General features: G+C 32.6%; 12 protein-coding genes. 10 read left to right on the top strand and 2 right to left on the bottom strand.

Going from position 1 to position 22,073, the window contains the following annotated elements; translation table 11 throughout:
• The first annotated feature begins 315 nt into the window (after nucleotides 1–315).
• The 10 genes from NMD99_RS02715 to NMD99_RS02760 all read left to right on the top strand — a co-directional run bounded on the left by NMD99_RS02715 (nucleotide 316) and on the right by NMD99_RS02760 (nucleotide 19,755).
• On the top strand, nucleotides 316–7,740 hold the full coding sequence (locus tag NMD99_RS02715) for an ankyrin repeat domain-containing protein (RefSeq protein ID WP_309166697.1): 7,425 nt from the start codon (nucleotides 316–318) through the stop codon (nucleotides 7,738–7,740).
• A 120-nt stretch (nucleotides 7,741–7,860) separates the two neighbouring features.
• Nucleotides 7,861–8,640, top strand: a complete 780-nt coding sequence (locus tag NMD99_RS02720; protein WP_309166699.1) for an NTP transferase domain-containing protein — start codon at nucleotides 7,861–7,863, stop codon at nucleotides 8,638–8,640.
• Nucleotides 8,641–8,734: 94 nt separating this feature from the next.
• Entirely contained in the window at nucleotides 8,735–9,688 is a 954-nt protein-coding gene (locus NMD99_RS02725; RefSeq protein WP_182183380.1) for an NAD-dependent epimerase/dehydratase family protein, read from the top strand.
• The gene (locus tag NMD99_RS02730; RefSeq protein WP_309166702.1) at nucleotides 9,645–11,972 is read left to right on the top strand and encodes a glycosyltransferase; all 2,328 of its coding nucleotides are present in this window, start codon (nucleotides 9,645–9,647) and stop codon (nucleotides 11,970–11,972) included. Before NMD99_RS02725 ends, NMD99_RS02730 begins: the two co-directional genes overlap by 44 nt.
• Nucleotides 11,933–13,609 (top strand): WG repeat-containing protein, encoded by a 1,677-nt coding sequence (locus NMD99_RS02735; RefSeq protein ID WP_309166704.1) that lies wholly within the window; start codon nucleotides 11,933–11,935, stop codon nucleotides 13,607–13,609. The genes NMD99_RS02730 and NMD99_RS02735 overlap by 40 nt, the downstream gene beginning before the upstream one ends.
• 4 nt (nucleotides 13,610–13,613) lie before the next feature.
• Nucleotides 13,614–14,603, top strand: a complete 990-nt coding sequence (locus tag NMD99_RS02740; protein ID WP_264687711.1) for a phytanoyl-CoA dioxygenase family protein — start codon at nucleotides 13,614–13,616, stop codon at nucleotides 14,601–14,603.
• Nucleotides 14,604–16,379: an ABC transporter ATP-binding protein gene (locus tag NMD99_RS02745; protein WP_264687712.1), complete on the top strand. Its 1,776-nt coding sequence runs from the start codon at nucleotides 14,604–14,606 to the stop codon at nucleotides 16,377–16,379.
• A gap of 1 nt (nucleotide 16,380) precedes the next feature.
• Nucleotides 16,381–17,430 (top strand): threonine aldolase family protein, encoded by a 1,050-nt coding sequence (locus tag NMD99_RS02750; protein ID WP_264687713.1) that lies wholly within the window; start codon nucleotides 16,381–16,383, stop codon nucleotides 17,428–17,430.
• Entirely contained in the window at nucleotides 17,427–18,470 is a 1,044-nt protein-coding gene (locus NMD99_RS02755) for a threonine aldolase family protein (protein WP_264687714.1), read from the top strand. Before NMD99_RS02750 ends, NMD99_RS02755 begins: the two co-directional genes overlap by 4 nt.
• 277 nt (nucleotides 18,471–18,747) lie before the next feature.
• Nucleotides 18,748–19,755 (top strand): MFS transporter, encoded by a 1,008-nt coding sequence (locus NMD99_RS02760; RefSeq protein ID WP_309166708.1) that lies wholly within the window; start codon nucleotides 18,748–18,750, stop codon nucleotides 19,753–19,755.
• A gap of 17 nt (nucleotides 19,756–19,772) precedes the next feature.
• Here NMD99_RS02760 and NMD99_RS02765 read toward each other — a convergent pair whose 3' ends face one another.
• Both NMD99_RS02765 and NMD99_RS02770 read right to left on the bottom strand, forming a co-directional pair.
• The gene (locus NMD99_RS02765) at nucleotides 19,773–21,080 is read right to left on the bottom strand and encodes a UDP-glucose dehydrogenase family protein (RefSeq protein WP_309166710.1); all 1,308 of its coding nucleotides are present in this window, start codon (nucleotides 21,078–21,080) and stop codon (nucleotides 19,773–19,775) included.
• A gap of 47 nt (nucleotides 21,081–21,127) precedes the next feature.
• A complete protein-coding gene (locus NMD99_RS02770; RefSeq protein ID WP_265016739.1) occupies nucleotides 21,128–22,027 on the bottom strand; it encodes a DMT family transporter in 900 nt (299 codons plus the stop codon).
• Nucleotides 22,028–22,073 lie beyond the last annotated feature (46 nt).

Below are 22,073 nucleotides of genomic sequence, written 5' to 3' on the forward strand. Positions count from 1 at the left end.
AGAGAGGTGATACATAAGAGATTGCTATAATGCCAAAACACTAAACTTAGTGCTTTTTTATGTAAGTTGATCATCATTTCTCTTTGTTGTTTTCAAACGGGTTATTATTAGTAGGTGTTACTAAAAATTTAAACAACCAACACATTTCCCACACCCAAAATCAAATGTTGTGAAGGCTTTTCGTCCTGAAATTGCAGGATTAGTAGATATTCTCTCAAAAATATTTTATTAACAAAAGATGCTATTTTAATTTTTGCCATATTAAGTAAACTTTGCTATTCTAATACTGGTGTAAATATATCTCAGAGAGGGTTTATGCATGTACCTAAACAACAAACCAGTTTTTATCAAGAAGATAAACAGTTTTTATCACGTTCTTACACATCAAAAGAGGAGTTTATTAGAGAATATAAAAAGCTCTACCGCAGAAAAGCAAAAGCTGAAGAACTTTATCTCCTGGTTTTAACTGAACTCGAAGAGGCAATATCAGATGGTAATGTCGACAGCTTAAAAAAATTAAGCAATTTTATTGATTACATAAGTGATGCAGAAGATCAAGTAACTTTGAGAGACTATTATGATAATGCTAACAATCCTGTTAAGAGTACTAACTTAGTTATCTTAGCTTGTAAACACAATAAGGTAAAGATTTTAGAATACCTACTTGGCAATAATAGTAAAATTCTCAGTAATTTATCTGTTGGCATCAGAGAAACTACTATATTACCAGATGATGAGGATGAAACATGCCATAATGCGTTTTATTATGCTATACGTTCAGGTAATGTTGAACTTCTTGATACACTCATTAATAAATGGCTAGGTAATTATTTTGCTGTTCATTTCAGGGAATTAGATGAAATTCTTTCACGAGCTTATGAGGAATTAAAACTAAAGAACGTATTCTTGTCAGAAGAGATAGAAATTTTTGTTGAAAATAAGTTGATAAACCTCCGTTTTTTCTCTAGTGCTTCTGGACAAGATCAGAATGTGAAGAGTTATCTTAATAACATAAGAGAGCGGATTGAGTTAGTACTTCAAAATATTAGCCTGTTAAAGGCAGAGTATTCAAACACAGAAAAAGTAGATGAAAAGTTTTTATTCATAGCAAAATTTATTGCACAAAATATTCATATATTAAAGCGGCAGTTGAAATCAACCTACGATAGACTACCTTGGGAAGAAATGGAATTTTGTTTGATCAGTTTTGTTTCTTCTCACATAAAACGACAGGAAATGAATCTATTCTATAATGCCACATTGAATAAAAGTAAAATACTAGACCACTTGGAAAATTTTGCAAAGAAACTTAAAGAAGAAAAAGATATTATAGAAGGTGTGGACATTGGTAAATTTGCTGATCTCCCGAAGTTAAAACGTGAGAGGGTTGTTGCAGAGATCGTTAGCAATTATCCTCAATTTGGAGAGTTGTATAGCGATTATCAACAAATTAGGGATATTCATTCTTTAGAGAAAATAAGTGATTATATAAAGTTGGCATTATCAGCTAATCCTAAAGAAAGGGAAGGACAGTTAATTATTACAAGGGTTTTACAGGTTATTGGTGAATATTTAAAAAACACTCTAGAATCTCCCAAGTTATCTAGCACTACAAGCGAGCTTCTTCTACTATCATTACCAAAGAACACAAGAGAAGTCATTATAGATTTACGTAATTCACTATCACATGCTTACTCGCTCTCTAAAAGAACAGAGATTGAGGAAAATACAGATGTTAACTTTTTTATTGGTGTTCAAAATGATACTAAAAGAATCGATAATGTAATTACTGATATTCTTTACAATAACAAGATTAAAATAGTCATAATGTTGCTAAAGAAAATTACCAGTAGTGAAAACTTAGACGAGATAAAAGAAGTTGCTGGAATATTTAGTAACGTTGAATTAGATGAAATGATTACAGAGAGTTTTAAAGTGATGGAACATGATAAGCTTGAAAAACTCATAAAAGAATTAAGCAATAATATAACTGAAAAGACGAATTATGAAAAGGAGCTGTTTAATAAAATTGATAACATAATCAATTTTGCAAAAACTAAATCAAAAAATATCAGAACTGATTATGTTACGGCGTTTATATCATTAAAGAGCTTAGATGTTGGTTTGAATGACAATAAGATTGACCATAATGTTATTAGAGGAATAAAATTCTTTGCTAATAAAACACTAGAGAATATTCCTTCCCAAATAGAGTCTCACAATCTTAAAGAAATAGCCGAACTATCAATGAAAATTTCTCATAGTGTTAGGTCAAGAATACAGGATGACAACCTTGATAAAGTAAATAGATTAACTTGTGAGATTTTTTACATTGCTGAACTTGGAACAGGTGACCTTAAATGGATTGAGGAATTAAGAAACAAGTTGAATGAGAAAGGTTCGTTTATTCCTATACATAAACAAAGGAAGGCTTACAACATAACAGAAGAAAAATACAATAACCAGCTTGAACTGAAGTTATCTGAACTGAAAAGTATTTTGAGGAATAACGCATTAAGTGGCAAGTTAACTGAAAAGCTTCCTTCCTACAAGAGGAATAAAAAGTTGCAAGCAGTAGTAGAAATGCTTGTTCTGGATATAATGTCAATTTTAGGTAGATCAGAGAAGCATCTAGAAAACAATCTACTTTTTTTAGATGATAACACTCCTTTATTAACTGGAAAATGTTTGCGTAATCATTTAGCACACGATAATACCTTAGTTGATGTATTGTTATCTGATCCCTCAATAGCAGTTATCTTGAACGCTAAAAAACTTATTTCAGAAAATGTAATAAAAAGTAAGAAGAAAATTGGCAAGTCGGTAAGAGATGATCCTTCCAAGCTGAAAGATAAATACGATCAAAACCTTATCACTATTACTAATCAGGAAAAAATGTTTGCTGCGTTGGAAGAAGGAAATCTTGAAGACTTAAAGAGTTATCTCAAAAAAGGAGCAGACATCAATGCTAGAAGTATTAACTCATGGACTACATTACATTTTGCTGCTAAGGGACCTAGTCTTGAAATTATAAAATTTGTTCTTAATCAAAATTTAGACGTTAATGTTAAAGATATTAATGGTCAAAGCCCACTACATATTGCTGCTGCATATGGAAGGAAAAATATTGTGGAATTTTTTATAGGAAAAACAGGTGTATATGTTGATGATCTAGATAATAGTGGCAAAACATCACTACATATTGCAGCTAAAAATGGTCACAAAGATGCTGTTGAAATTCTACTAAAAAATAATGCTAATACTAATACCAAAGATATAGCTGGTTTTTCACCTTTACACTATGCAATAAAAAACAATCATATTGATGTTGCTAAGATTATGCTGGAAAAAGAAGCGAATGTTGACATCAACGAAACTATGGGTGGCTTTACTTCACTACATATAGCTGCAGAAAGTGGTTATCTAGGGCTAGTTAATTTTTTACTGAAAAATGAGGCAAATGTTAATGCAAGAAACGATAAGGAGGGAATACCATTACATACAGCAGCACTAAATGGCCACCTAGAAGTAGTGAATGCTTTAATTCTCAAAGGAGCCGATGTTAACTCCAGAGTTATAGATGGTTGTACACCATTACACTATGCAATAGAAAACGGTCATGAAAAGATAGCTAATATTTTATTGAAGCATGGAGCTAATGTTAATGTTGTTGACAAAACCTATAATAACACACCTTTGCACTACGCAGCAAAAGATGGACATGAGAAAATTGTTAAGGCTTTACTGACAAATAAGGCAAATGCTAGTATTGCCACTGTGGAAGGTATAACCCCACTACATTTTGCAGTGCAGAGTGGCCACTTGAAGATAGTTGTTGCTCTTCTCGAGCATGGGGTTAACATTCGCGCTAAAGATAAAAATAATGCTACGCCATTACACTATGCAGCAGAGAGTGGTCATAAGGCAGTTGCTGAGCTTTTAATAAAAAATGGAGTAGAAATCAATGATAAAGCCAATAATAATCTAACACCATTACATGTAGCTGCTCTGAAAGGTCACAAAGATATTATTGAACTCCTAATAAGAAATAAAGCTGAAGTTAGAGCTCAAGACATTAAGGGTAGTACACCATTACATGCAGCTGCGATGAATGGTAGCAAAGATATTATTGATCTTCTAATAAAAAATAAAGCTGAAGTTGATGCTAGAACTAATGATGGCATGACGCCATTGCATGTAGCTGCTCTAAGTGGACATAAAGACGCTATTGCTTTTCTAATCAAAAGTAAAGCTGAAGTCAATACTAGTGCTAATTATGGTCTTACACCTTTACATGCAGCTATTGTAGGGGGTCACAAAGATATTGTGAACCTTTTAATAAAAAATGAAGCCAAAGTTAATATGGAAGGTATTGCAGGTAGTACACCATTACATGTAGCTGTGGAGGAAGGTTATAAAGAAATCGTTGGAATTTTGGTAGCAAATAGAGCCAATGTTAATGTTAAGAGTAACAACCTAACACCATTGCTTTCTGCTATTAAGCATAATCATAAGGAAATCGTTGAAGTTCTTGTAGAAAATGGAGCTAGTGTTAATGCAGAAGGTGGTGAACCTTTATCATTAGCAGTGCTCGCTGGTTATAGGGATATTGTAGAGATTTTGCTAAAAAACAAGGCCCGTACTAATATGAAAGGTCCTGAAGATGCTACACTATTACATTTGGCTGCTAAAAGAGGCCACAAGGAAATAGTAAATGCTCTGATAGCAAGGGGAGCCAATGTTGATGCTATGACTATTAATAGTACAACACCATTATATCTTGCGGCACAAGAAGGCCATGAAGAAGTTGCTGAAATTTTGATAGCAAACAAGGCTAACGTTAACTTTGTAAATGTTGAAGGTGCTCCACTACATATAGCTGCAGGACACGGCCATGTTAATGTTATTGAAGTCCTATTAAGTAATGGAGCAAAAGTTAATGTTAAGGACAATAAGAGCAGAACACCTTTAGAATTAGCAGTTGCACATGGTCATTTGCAAGTGGTTAAAATGTTACTGCAGTATAAAAAAGTAGATATGAATGCTAAAGGCAATGATGATTGGACTATACTGCACATTGCTTCACAGGAAAGTAACTTGGAAATGGTAAAATGTCTAGTAGATGAAGGGTCTAATATTAATGCTAAAAATGCCTCTGGATCAAAGCCTATACACATTGCAGCTAGAGAAGGTTATAAAGATACCGTAGAGTTTTTCCTTAGCAAGGGGTTGAGTATTAATGAGCTTGGTACAGCTAACCAGACATTACTACACTATGCTGCAATGAAAGGTCGGTTAGAAGTTGTAAAGTATTTGATAGCACAAGGTGCTGACGTTAATGCTAAAGATACTAATGGCTTAACCCCTATGCATATTGCTGCTAATTTTGGTTATAAAGACGTTATTGAAGTTTTATTAAAAAATGGTGCAGTTTATAACGCTGTTGACAAGCTTTGTAGAAGACCATTAGAAATGACTAACGATAAAGACGTTATCAATCTATTAGCATCAACTGAGAAATTATTTGAGGCTGTAAAACGTAATAGCTCTTCAGAGGTTGAGAATTACATTAAAGCAGGAGCGTTTGTTAATGCCAAAAATGCTGATAGTGTAACACCATTATATTATGCTGCATGGAAGGGCTATGATGGAGTTGTCAATATTCTATTACAAAATAAAGCTAATCCTAATGTGGTTGGTAACAAGGGGTTTACTCCTCTGCATTATGCTGCTAAGTTCTCTCACTTAAAAGTTGTAAAGGCCCTATTATCTAATGGTGCAGTATACAATGCTGTCTCTGACAGTGGGAAAACACCATCAGATTTTACTGTGGATAAAAGTATAACTAGCTTATTTAAACTAGTCAGTGAATCATTTAAAAAGGTTAAAGATGGTAATGCTCAAGTTATTAATGACCTAAATAAGATAAAGGATATTGATACAGTAAAAGCAGTGATGAGTGCTCGTAATAGAGAGAACAAAACGTTAGTAGTTGCTGCAGTACATAGTAACTTTTCAAAAGTCGAGCAGTTGAAGCAGATATCGCAAAGTGACGTATCCGCTCAGATTGATACAGCTTTAGTGCTCTTGAATCAAGGCAATTACCAAAAAGCCTTAAGTATTTTCAGAAGCGCATTTGAAAGAAGAAAAGAAATACTAGGACCAGACAATCCTGGTACTTTAGATATTCAGACATATATAGCCAAAGTGCTATATAAGCAAGGAATTTACCAAGAAGCTTTAAATATGCTTAAAGAGATTTTTCAGAAACAAAAAGAAATGCTGGATTTAAACGATAAGGATACTTTAAGTACAAGAAGTACAATCGCTTTAGTGCTGCATAGACAGGGGAAAGATGAAGAAGCTTTTAATATTTATCAAGAAGTCTATCAGAGACAAAAGGAAATACTAGGGTCAAATCATTCAGATACCTTAAATACTCAGTTTCACATGGCATTAGTATTAGATAAACAGGGAAAATATGAAGAAGCGTTAAATATCAATAGGGCAGTTTTTGAAAAGAGGAAAGAAACACTAGGTACACATGATCTAGCCACTGTGAGTGCCAAAAATAATATAGCAATGGTACTAGCTAACCAAGGTAAATACGAAGAGTCCTTAAAAATCTATAAAGAGGTTTTTGAAAAGAAGAAAATAATTTTAGGTATTAATCATGCTGATACCTTGAGAACGTTACATAACATTGCTGGGGTACTCTTCAATCAAAATAAATATCATGAAGCCTTGAAAGCTTTTCAAGAGGTTTTAAATATCCAGAAAAAAGCTTTACAACAAAATCACCCAGAAACCTTGAATACTCAATACAACATAGCAAATGTACTTTTTGCTCAAGGGAAATGGATCAGCGCACTTAAAGTCTACAGAGAAAGTTTTGATCAAAGAAAAGCTGTTTTTGGACCAAGTCATCCGAGTGTTTTAGATATTTTAAAAAAGATAGAGATGATTAATTTTAGATTTAAGCTTGAGGGTAGCGAAGCATCAGAGGTTCTCCAGCATCTGCAGAAAGATATCAACATTGCTGCTAGTAAAGGTGATATACGAACTGTTCAGCGTCTGTTAAAAGATGGAGCTGATGCCAACGATAAAGATATTGATGGAAGAACACCGTTGCATTACGCTGTTAGCAATGGACACATAGATATTGTAAACATCTTACTAACAAATGGAGCTAATGTTAGTCAAGTTACTAATAAAGGTAATACACCATTACACACTGCTACTTCCAAATGTTACAAAGAAATTGTTGAGGTTCTGTTACAACATATCAGTCGTGATAAATTAAATGACTTTGTTAATGCTAAAACTACTTCTAGTGGTACTACATCACTTCATGTTGCAGCTAAAGGTGGCTCCTTGGAAGTTGTAAAATCTTTATTAAAACATGGTGCAATTTATAACATCAAGAATAAAGAAGGTAAAGCACCACTTGATCTTTCTCGAGACCAAAATATTACTAACCTATTGAAATTAGTAGAAGAGCTGTTTGAGAATGCAAAAAATGGTAATGTTGAAATTATCAGTAAGCTGAAAGCAATAAAACCCGATGAGCGCGTAGCTGTAACAAATGCTCGTGATGATCAAGGCAAGTCATTAGTCCAGGTTGCAGTAATCAATAAACACTTAAACCTTGCAAGTAGATTATTAGAAATATTAAAAAGTCCAGATCAGAGTTTACAAGATGTCAGCGTAGAAAATAGAGTAAAGAGTTTGAAGTTATAGCTCTCTTAAATGAAACTCTAATGAGGGTGCCAAGATCTAGATCATTTAGAAAATTATAGTGGGCTTTACATCTTATTAATTATAAATTAACTTACTATCTAATCAATCCCTAAGTCATGTATGAGTAACATTTTGATAATATTAGCAGCAGGAAAGAGCAGTAGAATGAATTCTGAATATTCAAAAGCGTTGCACCAAGTGGGAAATCTTACTCTTTTAGAACATATAATCTCTAATGCAAAATTGCTGAGTCTAAAAAGCTTATCAATTGTTGTTAACAACTCCCTTCTAAAAGATTTAGAAAAGTTTGATACCCTAAAAAGTATAATCGATCAATACAATATAAAACTAATAATTCAAGAAGATATTACAGGTACTGGCACTGCAGTTAAAATTGCTCTAGAAAATCTGGAGGAGTTATCTGATCAAGACATAGTTTTAATACAGTATGGAGACACTCCCTTTATATCTAGTGATACAGTTATGAAAATGACTGATTGTTTAAAGTATAATAATTTAGTTCTTCTTGGATTCAATAGTCAAGATGAACAATATGGAAGATTAGTAATTGATAATTACGGAAATGTTCAAAAAATCCTAAAAAATGGAGATAAAATGCTTCTTGCAAACTCTGGAATAATAGTTTCATATGCTAAAGATCTTTTTACCTTAGTAAAAGAAATAAAATTTAATAATTCGACCAATGAATATTGTCTTAATGATATAGTACCCATTGCAGCAAACAATAACTTGAGTGTAGGTTATGTAGTTTCTGATGAAAGAGAAGCAATGGGAGTAAATAATAAAGAGGATTTGATTAAAGCCGAACACTATTTTCAAAAAAAAGGCGGCCAACTTTTCTTTCATAACTACATTTTCTTATTCATTAATTTAAGTTGACATTTGTTTTATACTGGTTTTATAATACCTTTTGATTCTTACTTGTAAGATAATTGGTACGACAAATTTTCCTAGTTGTAGTGAGAGGGTATACATGGGGATATTAATAACAGGTGCTGCAGGTTTGATAGGGTCAACCTTGGTGAAAAAGTTAGAAAACCAGGGCCATGAAGTAATAAGCTGTGATATTAGGTTTCACAACAATCCACTCAGTTTTTTTTCAGAAGATATAGTACCACTACTTGCTAAGTGTACAGGAATTATTCATCTGGCTGCAATTTCTCGAGTTATACATGGTGAACTTTATCCTGAACTGTGTAGAAAAATTAATGTTGATGGTACAATGCAGTTTTTAGGGTTATGTAAGTCACTTTCAAATAAACCATGGTTTATATATGCAAGTAGTAGGGAAGTCTATGGAGAGCAGAAGGAACTGCCAGTTACAGAATCTGCTAGTATCGATCCAATAAATAATTATGCCAAAGGTAAAGCATTTATTGAGGAACAAATAACAAGTTCAAAAGATTTTAATGTAGCAATATTACGCTTTTCAAATGTATACGGTGGTTTACTAGATCATAACAGTAGAGTAATTCCTGCACTCTGTATTAATGCATTAAGAGGTGATCCAATTAAAATAGAAGGTAAAGAATGTGTTTTTGATTTTACCTATTTGGATGATGTTATAGAGGGTATATGCTTAACTGTTAAATATTTACAAAGCGAAAAATCTTCTCTTCCTGCTATTCATCTTACTACTAATAGCCCATGTACTTTAGAAAACTTAGCAAAAACAATATTAAAAGTCACGAAAAGTGATTCTAGAATTGATTTTTATCCTCCAAGAAATTTTGACGTAACTAAGTTCTATGGTGATTTTACTAGAGCTAAAGAGCTACTTGGTTGGTCTCCAAAACATTCATTAGAAGTAGGATTAAGTAAATTTATAAAAAGTCTACAAAACAATACACAAGAATATCCTAACAATATAGATATGGTAATATATGAAAATATTAAAAGTTATTCATGGTTACCCTCCTTATTATAGTGCTGGTTCAGAGGTTTATAGCCAAACTCTTGCTCATGAACTAGCAAATAACAATGAGGTACAAGTATTTACTAGGTATGAAAATAGCTTTTTACCTGATTTTTATTACACTACAGTCCTAGATCGTAGTGATTCTCGAATCTTACTGCATTTAATTAATATACCCATAGCTAAATATCGTTACAAATTTATCAATGAAGAAGTAGATATACAATTTAAAAGAGTAATAGATAACTTTCAGCCAGATCTTATACATTTTGGTCATCTTAATCATCTATCAATTACTTTACCAGAAATTGCTTTTAAAGAAAATATACCTACAATTTTTACGCTACATGACTTTTGGTTAATGTGTCCAAGAGGAAGGTTTATTCAACGCAATTCTGAAGATTTGTTACGGCTTTGTGATGGACAAAAGGATCAAAAATGTGCAACCCAATGTTACAAAGGATATTTTACAGGAGATAAAGAATTCCTGAATTTAGACATAAATTATTGGGAACAATGGGTTGCAACTAGAATGAAGCACACAAGGAAAATAATAGACTATATAGATTACTTTATTTCCCCATCGAAATTCTTGATGGACAAATTTACTCAGGATTTTAATGTTCCGATAAACAAAATTTCTTATCTTGATTATGGTTTTGATCTCAATCGTCTTAAGAATAGAAATAGAGCACAAGAAAAAGAGTTTATTTTCGGTTATATTGGTACTCATACTCCCGAAAAAGGTATTGATCTATTATTGAAAGCTTTTTCTCACTTATCATCTAAAGTAAAACTTAGAATTTGGGGAGCAGCAAGAGAAGAAACTAAAGCCTTAAAAGCGATTGCCAATCAGTTTTCACCTGTTGTTAAAGAAAGAATAGAGTGGATGGGAAGTTATGATAATAAGAATATAGTTACTGACGTATTTAATAAAGTTGATGCAATAGTCTTTCCTTCAATTTGGGGTGAAAATTCACCGTTAGTAATACATGAAGCACAGCAACTTAGAATACCAGTTATAACAGCCGATTATGGTGGCATGGCAGAATATGTAAGAGATGGACTATTGTTTAAGCACAGAGATGCAAGTAGTTTATCAGAAAAAATGCAAGTCCTATCTACAAATCAGGAGTTATACAATAAACTTACCCAAAAAGGCTATCCTTATACTGAAAATGGAAATATACCTTCTATAAGTGAGCATACTGAAAAACTTAACAAGATTTACCGTAATGCTATTGAAAAGAAAGGCAAATCAGTAGCTGTTAAACCCGGTCCTTGGAGAATTACTTTTGATACTAATCCAGATTACTGCAATTTTTCTTGTATAATGTGCGAATGTTTTTCACCATACAGTAAAGTTAAAGAAGAGAAGAAAGCTAAAGGAATAAAACCTAAGATACTATCAATAGAAACTATCAGAAAAGTAATTAAAGAAGCAGCTGGTACACCTTTAAGGGAAATCATTCCTTCTACTATGGGTGAGCCTTTAATGTACAAAAGCTTTGATGAAATAATCAATTTGTGCCATGAGTTCGGCCTGAAGCTTAACCTCACGACCAATGGTTCTTTTCCCATTAAAGGAGCTAGAAAATGGGCTGAACTATTGGTACCAATTTTATCTGATGTTAAGATTTCCTGGAATGGGGCAACTAAAGAAACTCATGAAAGAATCATGAAAGGTTCAAAATGGGAAGTAGTGACAGAAAACTTAAAAACTTTCCTTGAAGTTAGAGATAAATACTTTAGCGATACAGGTGAAAGGTGTACCGTTACTTTACAATTAACATTTTTGGAAAGTAATTTACATGAACTCTATGACATAGTTAAGATGGCCATAAAAAACGGCATAGATAGAGTTAAAGGACATCATCTTTGGGCACATTTTGAGGAAATTAAGGATCTATCTATGAGAAGAGATGAGTTAGCAATTAGTAGATGGAACACGGAGGTGAGAAGGTTATACGAACTTAGAGATAATATGCTATTGCCAAATGGTAAAAAGATAAAATTAGAAAATTTCACAATCCTTTCTCAAGAAGGTATTAAGGATTTGGCTCCAGGTGGTCAATGCCCATTTTTAGGTAAAGAAGCATGGATAAACAATGAAGGAAAGTTTAGTCCTTGCTGTGCTCCAGATGAACTCCGTAAGACATTAGGAAATTTTGGTAATGTTAATGAGGTTAAACTCGAGGAAATATGGCAGAGTAGTGAGTACCTAAGCTTACAAAAGAATTATTTAAATTATAAATTATGCAAAACATGCAACATGAGAAAACCTTTGATCAATTAATCAAAGATAATCTTAAATCTATTAAAATTTCACCGTGTGAGAGTTTTCACGAATTACTAGGAAATCCTTTGTATGAAAATAGGTTTATAAAGGCTGGTAAATTTCATGAGCCCGGTCTTGCACCGGTTTATGATCAGACAGGTGCTTATCATATCAATGTAAGAGGAGAAGCAGTTTATCATCATAGATTTCTAAAAACTTTTGGATTCTACTTCAATAGAGCAGCCGTAGAAGATGATACAGGGTGTTACCATATTGATTCATCTGGATGTAGAGTATATAAACAGTCGTATCAATGGGTTGGAAATTATCAGGAAGATGCTTGTATAGTTAGAAGACATGATAAATGTTTTCATATTAATTTAAATGGCAACAGGATTTATCAGGAGGAATATGATTATGTTGGAGATTTTAAGGATGGTATCGCTGTAGTCTATAAGGATGGTAAAGCTACACATATTAATCATCATGGAAAGTTAGTACATAATAAATGGTATAAAAAACTTAATGTTTTTCATAAAGGATATTCTATTGCAGAAGATCAACATGGTTGGTTTCATATAGATATTAATGGTAATCCTGTTTACCAGCAGAGATTTAAAATGGTAGAAGCATTCTATAATGGCATGGCAAAAGTTGAAACTTTTGAAGGTGTGTTAGGACAAATCGATATTACCGGAAATGTAAAGTTTAGTATTTTTGATTTAGGTAAAGAATCTCAAGTGCATAGGATTTCTGCAGAACTTTCAGCCTTTTGGAAAACGTACCTAACAAGCGTTGCTATTGAACTTGATTTGTTAAATATTTTACCTGCAACTATGCCGGTTTTATCTCAAAAGTTAAACATTATCGTACCAAATCTAGAAAGGCTGTTAAGGGCGTTGTGGGAAGTAGGGTTTATTGATTATGATAAGAACAACGACTTGTGGCAACTATCATTAAAAGGTAAGTGTTTTAAGGAAATACCATTTTTGCCAAAAGCATCAATAATGTGGGCGAGAGTTGCCGCTGAAAAGAATTGGTTAAAGATTGCCGATATACTAAAACAGAAGTCAATCTCTTCATTTGAATCTTTTAAGGAAAGAGAAGCATCAGAAGATAAGAAAATAGCGTTTTACCAAGCATTGCTAGGATATTCTAGGTTTGATACTAAAGAGTTTAATTCTAGGATTAATATAGATGGTGCTAAGAATATATTGCTATTTGGTGTACACTCTTTATTTCTTGCTTATTCTGATATACACAATAAAGGTTCCATAGGCCTATATAACGAACATAAAGTGCCAAGACAGTTAGTAGAAAATTTAAAAGTCAAACTTATAACTCAGGAAGAACTATCAGCTACAAATTATGAATTAGGTGTCTTTTGCCGCTTTCTACAGCATTATGATGATGATAAAGTATTATCTTATTTAAAATTGGTCAAAGGAATATCTCGTATTTTATTGATAGAAACTATTTTAGATTACCGCTCTCCAGCTGGAGGCTCTGTAGATATTAATGTAATGGTTGAAACAGGAGGTAAACTAAGAACATTAAGGGATTGGGAAAAAATACTCAAACAAGTAAAAGGATTCAAAATTTTTGCTGTTATACCTTTAACAGATTACTTATCAGTTATTGATGTCAGGTGTTAATCATATGGAAACATTACAAAAAAATGGTTTTTTTATTATCAAAAATCTGGTTCCTTTAGAGCTAATAACTCAGTCTTTAAGTGATATAACAAATAAGATATCAAAGCTATCCCAAGAACTAAGTGTTTCAACTTCTGACTACTTAAACTGTACCGGCAGATGGGGCACGTCATCTCAAGTAACTAGAATTATCTCTCAAGCATTAGATAAAATTATTAAAAATTACCTTGAAAAATCACTTCAGTGTCAGATACTGCAGAAAAAATCAAATGTTATATGTAAAACTGCTGATTTAATAGATGCAGTTCCCTTCCATCAAGACATCTCCTATAGTTTTAATGATCCTTACCACTTTTCCGTTTGGTTAGCTTTGAATAATGTCAGTGAAACTTCAGGTGCACTACAAATTATAGAAAACAGTCATAAATGGGAAATACAGCCTTTAGTTGATTTTTGGTACCCATATTTTTTTGATCAGCACTCAAATAACCGAGAAAATTACAAAATTAAGTCACTACCTATTTCAGCAGGAGATGCAATAGTTTTTGATTCCCGGTTATGGCATGGTAGTGATAAGAATACAGATGCTAAAGATAGATTTGCTTATGTAACAAGGTGGATTATAAAAGATCAAGACCTTCCCTATGTGCCAAAACCTCAGCCTTCAGTTTTTGGTATACTCAATTGTGGTGAGTTAACAGAATCTATACTGAGAGAATGCTTGTCATTGTTTGGCTACCAGGAAAGTATAAAAGCAAAAAACATGGAAGAACTTATCAAGAGCTGGTTAGCCTTTATTGCAGACACAACTAAAAATATCTCTGAGATCGACACTACTGAGGCTAAGCGAGATTTATATAAGCTGCTTATTCTAAATCAAGCATCAGCACTACATGATGCTGGAGACATCTCAGGAAAAATATACAAAAATTTATGGTTTTCACTACTTGTATTTCTCAATAAAAAAGTCAAAGTAGTGGAGCTAGCATTGTAAATGAACAGAAGTAGAGTTGATAGCTTCAAATGTGTATTGATGTTCATCTTGAATATAGTATCTAAATTCAAGCTTAATGTACTTATAATGTCTTTAGTTGCTCTGGTGGTAGCTGTTGATTTGTCTTTTAGAAAGTATTTAGTAAAAAATATTCTAGATACAGCTGTAAAATATCAGGAAGGTAATGTAATTGAAAATCTTTTATTACCTGTAAGCGCTTATCTTGGCATGGCATTACTTATCACTACTGCTTTTAGATTCTATGGCTATTTTGTTGACATTCGAATGTTTACCTTAATGCGTCAAAAAATAGCTGATATATCTTTTTGTAGGCTACTCCAACAAGACCATTCCTATTATCAGAACAATTTATCTGGAAGCTTAGTACATAAGGTCAGTAGCTTAATGGATAGTGTGATAGAGTTAATAAGATTGCTTATAGATTGTTTTTTCGGTTACAGTATAGCATTAGTCTTAGCTATTTATACCTTATCATTAGTAAACATAAAGTTTGCAATCGCTACATTCACTTGGGTAAGCATTTTTATTTTAGTCTCGATTTTCAGCTTTCGTGTACTTACTGAACTAGCTGATAATTACTCTAAACAAAATTCAAAAGTAATAGCTAGTATAGCAGATAGTATTTTAAATGTTATATCAGTAAGGTTATTTTCTCAGCAAGCACATGAGAGACACAAATTTTTTCAAATATGCAAGAAAAGAACTATTGCAGAGAGAAAATTACAATGGGCATACTTTTGGCTTTGGTTTATATATGGCTATTCATTTGATATACTCCAAGCAGTAAACTTGTATTTTTTAATTCATGATTATCAATTGAACAAGATCGCAATAGGAGATATTGCCCTTGTACTTGGAATTAATATATCGATTATAGAGTTTCTTAACCATCTAACTAGAAATCTTACCCAATTTTCTACTCATTTCGGCAAAGTTTCAGATGCATTGCCAATCTTGAATACCGTACCAGAAATTCAAGATAAGGAAAATGCTAAAGAATTAAATTTATTAAGTGGAAGAATAACGTTTAACAATGTTTCTTTTTCTTATGAAGGTCAGGAGCCATTATTTCAAGATTTCTCAGTTACCATTAATCCTTGCGAAAAGGTAGGTCTAGTTGGTTATTCTGGAGGTGGTAAATCTACTTTTATAAACTTAATCCTAAGGCTATTTGATGTTAAAAAAGGTAATATAGAGATTGATAATCAAATAGTATCAGAAGTTACACAGAGTTCTTTGAGGCAACAAATATCTGTAATACCTCAAGACCCATTGTTATTTCATGATACTATTTTAGCAAACATCATATATGGTAGACTTCAATCTACTATCGAAGAAATAATGAGAGCTGCAAAGCTGGCTGGTATTCACGATTTCATTATGACTCTACCAGATCAATATGGAACTACAGTCGGAGAAAAAGGCATCAAACTATCTGGAGGAGAAAGACAAAGAATAATAATAGCAAGGGCATTTTTAAAAAACGCTCCAATATTATTTCTTGATGAACCAACTAGTCAGTTAGATTCTATAACAGAAAAAACAATTCAAATGAGTTTATTTAAACTGATGCAAAATAAAACTACGATTACTATAGCACACCGTATTTCTACACTTTTACACATGGACCGAATTCTAGTATTTAACAAAGGAAAAATTGTCCAAGATGGTAAACATGCTGAACTAGTTTCTAAGCAAGGTCTTTACAAGGAACTTTGGAATGCTCAAATTGGTTGTTTGAATGGCAAAAAATAAGATGGAAAAAATTATTGATCTGAGAAGTGACACTACAACTCTGCAGAGCTCCAACGTTATACATGCAATAAGTAATGCAACTGTTGGAGATTTTGCTTATGGTGAAGACAAAAGCTGTAATGACTTATCAGAATATTGCAAACAATTATTCAAAGTAGAAGAGGCATTATTTGTAACCAGCGGTATGCTTGCAAATAGATTAGCCATTGCCAGTCAAACAAGTCCTGGTGATGAACTAATAACTCATTATAATTATCACGTTAATTTTTTCGATAGTGCAGGCAATGCAAAAGTAAATAATATCGTATTTAATTGTATTAGAAATAATAGCGGAATCTTAGATGTTGCTGAAGTAGAATGTGCTATTAATTCTAAGCCGAGGTATAAAATTTTTGCTCAGGTGAGTCTTGTTTCTATAGAAAATAGTATAAATGGGTTTAATGGTAAAATTTATCCTTTTGAAAAACAAGTCGAGTTATATCACTTTTTAAAAGCTCACAATGTAAATCTTCATTTAGACGGTGCAAGAATATTTAATGCTCATATCGAAACAAATATTGCTTTAGCAGATTATGCTAAATATGTGGATACAATGAGCTTTTCTTTTACTAAAGGACTTGGCGCTCCTTTTGGTTCAATGCTTATGGGTAAAAGAGAGATAATTGAAAGGGCTAAAAAGCTACAGGTTTGGCTAGGTAGTGGTTATCATCAGATAGGGTATTGTGCTAATGCAGCAAAGTATGTACTACAGAACAATATTTCTAGGCTTAAAGAAGACAATAAACTCGCCAAACTGTTTGCAGACAAGATTAAGGAAATTCCACACATAAAACTGGTACTACCTTATCCAGAAACTAATATAGTAAGCTTTAGTATAAAAGCACTAAATGTAACTAATGAGGTTTTCTTGAGTAAGTGCCAAGCTTATGGTTTATTACTTTTTCCTTGGCTCGAGTCTCATATAAGAGCAGTTACCCATCTTGGCACAAAGGAAACAGACATCATGAAAGCTGCTGAAATTATAAAGGAGGTTGTGTTAAATTTAATATGAGAATAAAAATAGATTTCTTTAGCGATTCAAACACTGACCCTTCAGCTAAAATGAGGGAAGCGATGGCTAAAGCAAAAGTTGGAAACGAAGCTGCATGTGAAGATCCAACTGTGAACGAATTAGTGGCAACCGCATGTAAAATATTAGGTAAACCTGCAGGAATCTTTTTGATTTCAGGAACAATGTCCAATGTAATTGCTTATAAAGTACACATTCAAAGACCTGGTGATTACTTGCTGCTTGATGAAACTTCACATCCGCTCATAGTACAATCTGGCTTGATCGCAGCCCAGGCACATGCCACTCCTTTGCCAATCAAAGGTACGAGAGGAATATTTACTGGAGAACAAATTGTTGAGTTTATTACTCGTCCTAGTTTAAGAAATATTCCGAGAGTTGGGCTTGTTTCTATCGAACAAACGACAAATTTTGGTGGTGGAGCTGTGTGGCCTTTAGAATATATTCAAGAGATCTCAAGTCTCTGCAAAGAGAATGACGTATTCACTCATTTAGATGGAGCAAGACTGTTCAACGCTTGTGCTCATACTAAAATATCTCCAAAAGAGTATGCAAGTTATTTTGATTCGGTATTCATTGATTTTAGTAAAGGATTAGGTGCTCCAATGGGCGCAATATTGCTTGGAAGTGAAGAGTTTATTGAAAAAGCTTGGTACTATAAGTTTCAAATTGGCGGAGGTATGCACCAAGCTGGCATTATTTCAGCTGCATGTTTATATGCTCTACGTAATAATGTAAATTCTTTAGAAGAAGATCATAAAAAAATGCAGCACCTTATAGAAGGCCTAGACTCCATAGATCAAGTTATAATTGATATTGACCTATACAAAACTAATATAGCGTATTTCTCATTACGTAATAATTGTATATCTACTCAAGAATTAATAAACGTACTAATAACAAATTATGGAATTAGAATGGCTAACATCAAAGGTAAAATCAGAGCTATAACACATAGAGATATAAGCTATGAAGATATTAATATTACTGTATCTGCTATAAGAAAGATACTAAGTAAGTAATTTTCTGCACTAATTGTTTGCAAACTTCTTGTCAAATAATATTATACCAATATAGTATTATGCTGGCATCTGCATAGAGCTATTTGGGAATAGGTGTGAACTTTGTCTTCTTTCAATATTTACTATTCTTCTGTGGATATATGCTGCTTTATTTATCAAGACAAAGTATACCAATTGCTCTACCACTGTTAATAGATACTGACCATGTAAAATTAAGCTATTTTTTTGCCTGCTTTTCTTTTTTTATGGAGTATCAAAATTCGTTAATGGAATAGTCATGGACTCCAAAAATAATCCACTATTTATGTTTGGGCTATGCAATATTGCAACTGGATTATTAACCATTGGTATAACTTTATCATATAATAATCTAACTTTATTACTGTTAACATTAATATTATTAGCTTGGACACAAGGGTTAGGTTGGCCAGCTATTACCAAGTTTATGGTTACAAACTCTAGCCTCTCTTCAATTGCATCATCATGGGGAGTTATGAGCGCATCTCAGCAACTTGGTTCTTGTATTACTTTAATTGTATTACCAAGTATAATAAAAATGTATGATGCAAAGAGTGCATTTTTGTACTCTGGTCTCTTATGCTTACTTTTTGGAATTTATATAATATTAAAAGCATATTACAAAGAAAGTGCCAACTTTACTACCTATTATAAGGTGCATAAATCTCAAATAGGTATCAAGGTAACAAGTTCCATATGGTTTCTATGTTGTGCTACTTTTTGTGCTTATATTATAAAAATGGGAATCTTCTTTTGGTTTCCTATAATTTTAAGGGATAAATTACAAATTTCTCTTGTACAATCCTCACTAATAACAGGTGTATATGATTTAGGTGGAATCCTTGGAACTTTAATCACAGGAAGAATTAGTGATATGTACTTCTTTCAAAATAGAAGCTTGCTGGCATTACTTTACATGTTGGGTATAGCACTCACTTTTATTGCAATGAACTTTGGTCAAAACATAATTCTTATGAACCTTGGTGCAATCTTATCAGGATTCTTTATATTTGGAGTTCAAGTACTGACAGGTGTTATAGCTGTAGAAATTGCTTCACAAAATAATGTATGTGCAATTGTAAGCTTAACAGGATTATTTGGGTATATTGCAAGTTCAATATTTTCATGCGTGCTCTTAGGAGTACTTGTTAAGCACTGTGGTAACAGTATTATGTTTTCATTTTTTTCCATTTGCTCTGTTGTTGCACTCGTTTGCTTTTCCATATTATCAAGCAAAGACCTTAAAAAACTAAGTAAAGCGGTGTAAAAAATATTTCTCAACAGTTAAACTTTGTAGATAGATTTTTTACCCAAGGAATAAACATGGTAACCATATCTTAGTAACAGCTCGCTATCTAATAAATTACGGAAATCAAAAACATTAGGTGCAGTCATAATACTCTTTAAACTTGCAAAATCTTGATTTTTAAATTCTTTCCACTCCGTTAACAATAACAAGGCTTCCGCGTCCCTTGCAGCCCCTATAGCATTGTCCGCGTACTCTATATCCTTTAGAACTTGCCTAGCATTATCCATCCCCATTGGGTCATATGCAGTAATTTTAGCCTTGTTATTCACTAACAATTGTGCAATATCTATAGCTGGGCTATTTCTTACATCATCAGTACCAGACTTAAAAGTTAGCCCCCATATTGCTATTTTTTTATTTTGGACTCCATTTAATAGATATTCTACCTTTTTAGCAATGTTTGTTATATGATTATAGTTAGATTCCTTAACTGAATTTAAAATTTGTAGCTTGACATTGTGATCTTCAGCAAGCCTTATTAAGGCCGATAAATCTTTAGGAAAACATGATCCTCCAAATCCTGGACCAGCTTTGAGAAACTCCTTACCTATTCTATGGTCCATTCCCATACTGTTAGCTAAAAGGTCAATGTCTACTCCTAATAGCTCACATAAACCTGCCATCTCATTGATAAAAGCAACCTTTGTTGCTAGAAAAGCATTAGAAGCATATTTAATCATTTCAGCAGTAACTGTATCAGTGACCATTAACGGAATATTCTTATCTATAAATGATTTATATATAACTTCTAGTTTTGCCCTAGCTAGCTTAGTTTTTACTCCTATTATTATCCTATCTGGGTATAAAAAATCTGATACTGCAGAGCCTTGCTTGAGAAGCTCTGGATTAACCCCCAAATCAAAGTTATAGCCCTTATTAGATAAATAATTATATATATTTTCTGCAGTACCAGGAGGAACAGTTGACTTTATCACTATTAAGCAATCTTGATTAACTCTCTCAGAAACTTCACTTACTGCATTATATACATTCTTTAAATTTGCATTTCCTAGGGAGTCTGATGGAGTATCTACAGTTATAAATACTACTTCTGTATTGGGATTTATTTGAAAATACGAATCGAAAAATCTTATCCTTTGTGACTTTATATTATTCTCTAAATAATCTGCTAATCCAGGTTCATATAGAGGAATGTTCCCTGATTTCAAAAGTTCAATCTTCTCAGTATTTATGTCAATGCAATCAACTTTATGGCCCTGCTCCGATAACATTGTACCAGATACTAATCCTACATACCCTACTCCTATAATAGTTATGTGCATTTTATTATCACCTTAAAAATATAGCTTAGCATCTAAAATAAATACCATTAACAATTATAAACTTTTGTTGTTACACTATTTTTCTTAATTGCCTTACCTTCCGAATAAGCTATAAATAAGGTTGATGGTATTAATATCAAAGTACCATATAAAGCACTTTTATCAGGTAATTCATTAAATATAACGTATGCTACTATTGCAGAAATTATTAGCTCTATGTACCTATAAGGTGCAAGTGCAGTAGCATCAGTAAGAGTAAAAGCTTTTAACATAAAGAGCAAAATTAGATTTGAATTAATTCCCAAAATCAGCAGTAATACTAATTCCAACAAGGAAGGCATATGCCAATAAAATAACAAAGGTGGAGTAGAAAAAACAGTTGTCATTAGAGCTGAATAAAATAACATACTTATTACTGACTCTTTTATCACAAGTTTCTTATTAAGTATGTCTAATATAGCAAAGATTAATGCAGATACAATAAAAATAAGAATTTTAGGATTAAAGTCTTCACTATGAGCTTTGATAGTAATAGCAATACCAACAAAACCAATAATAGTTACTATCCATCTTTGCCAAATTATATTTTCGTTTAGTAAAGGGATTGCAAGAAATATAACAAATAATGGTATAGAAAAACTTATAATCGTTGCAGTTACTATGGGGAAAGTACTCAATCCATAGGTCCATAAGACCATTCCACAAAACAACAGTGCTCCTCTAGTTATTTGAATAGATATTTGACTTGTTTTAAAAGCTTCTATTCCATAGTAAAACATAAAAGGTACAAGGGTAATAGTGGTAAACAGAAAGCGGAAAAAAATTATTTCAAAACTCTGAAGATGTAAACTTAGATATTTTGATATAGTATCATTAGCTACACTACTAAGTAAGCTAAGTATAAACCAGATAACCCCAAACAAATAAGCTCTCAATCTGTAATCCATAAAGCTTCTGATTTAATAGATACGATGTACTCATATAATTTTACTA

Origin of the sequence: Wolbachia endosymbiont of Listronotus oregonensis (assembly GCF_031205055.1) — a bacterium.
In the GTDB taxonomy this organism is placed as follows: Bacteria; Pseudomonadota; Alphaproteobacteria; order Rickettsiales; family Anaplasmataceae; genus Wolbachia.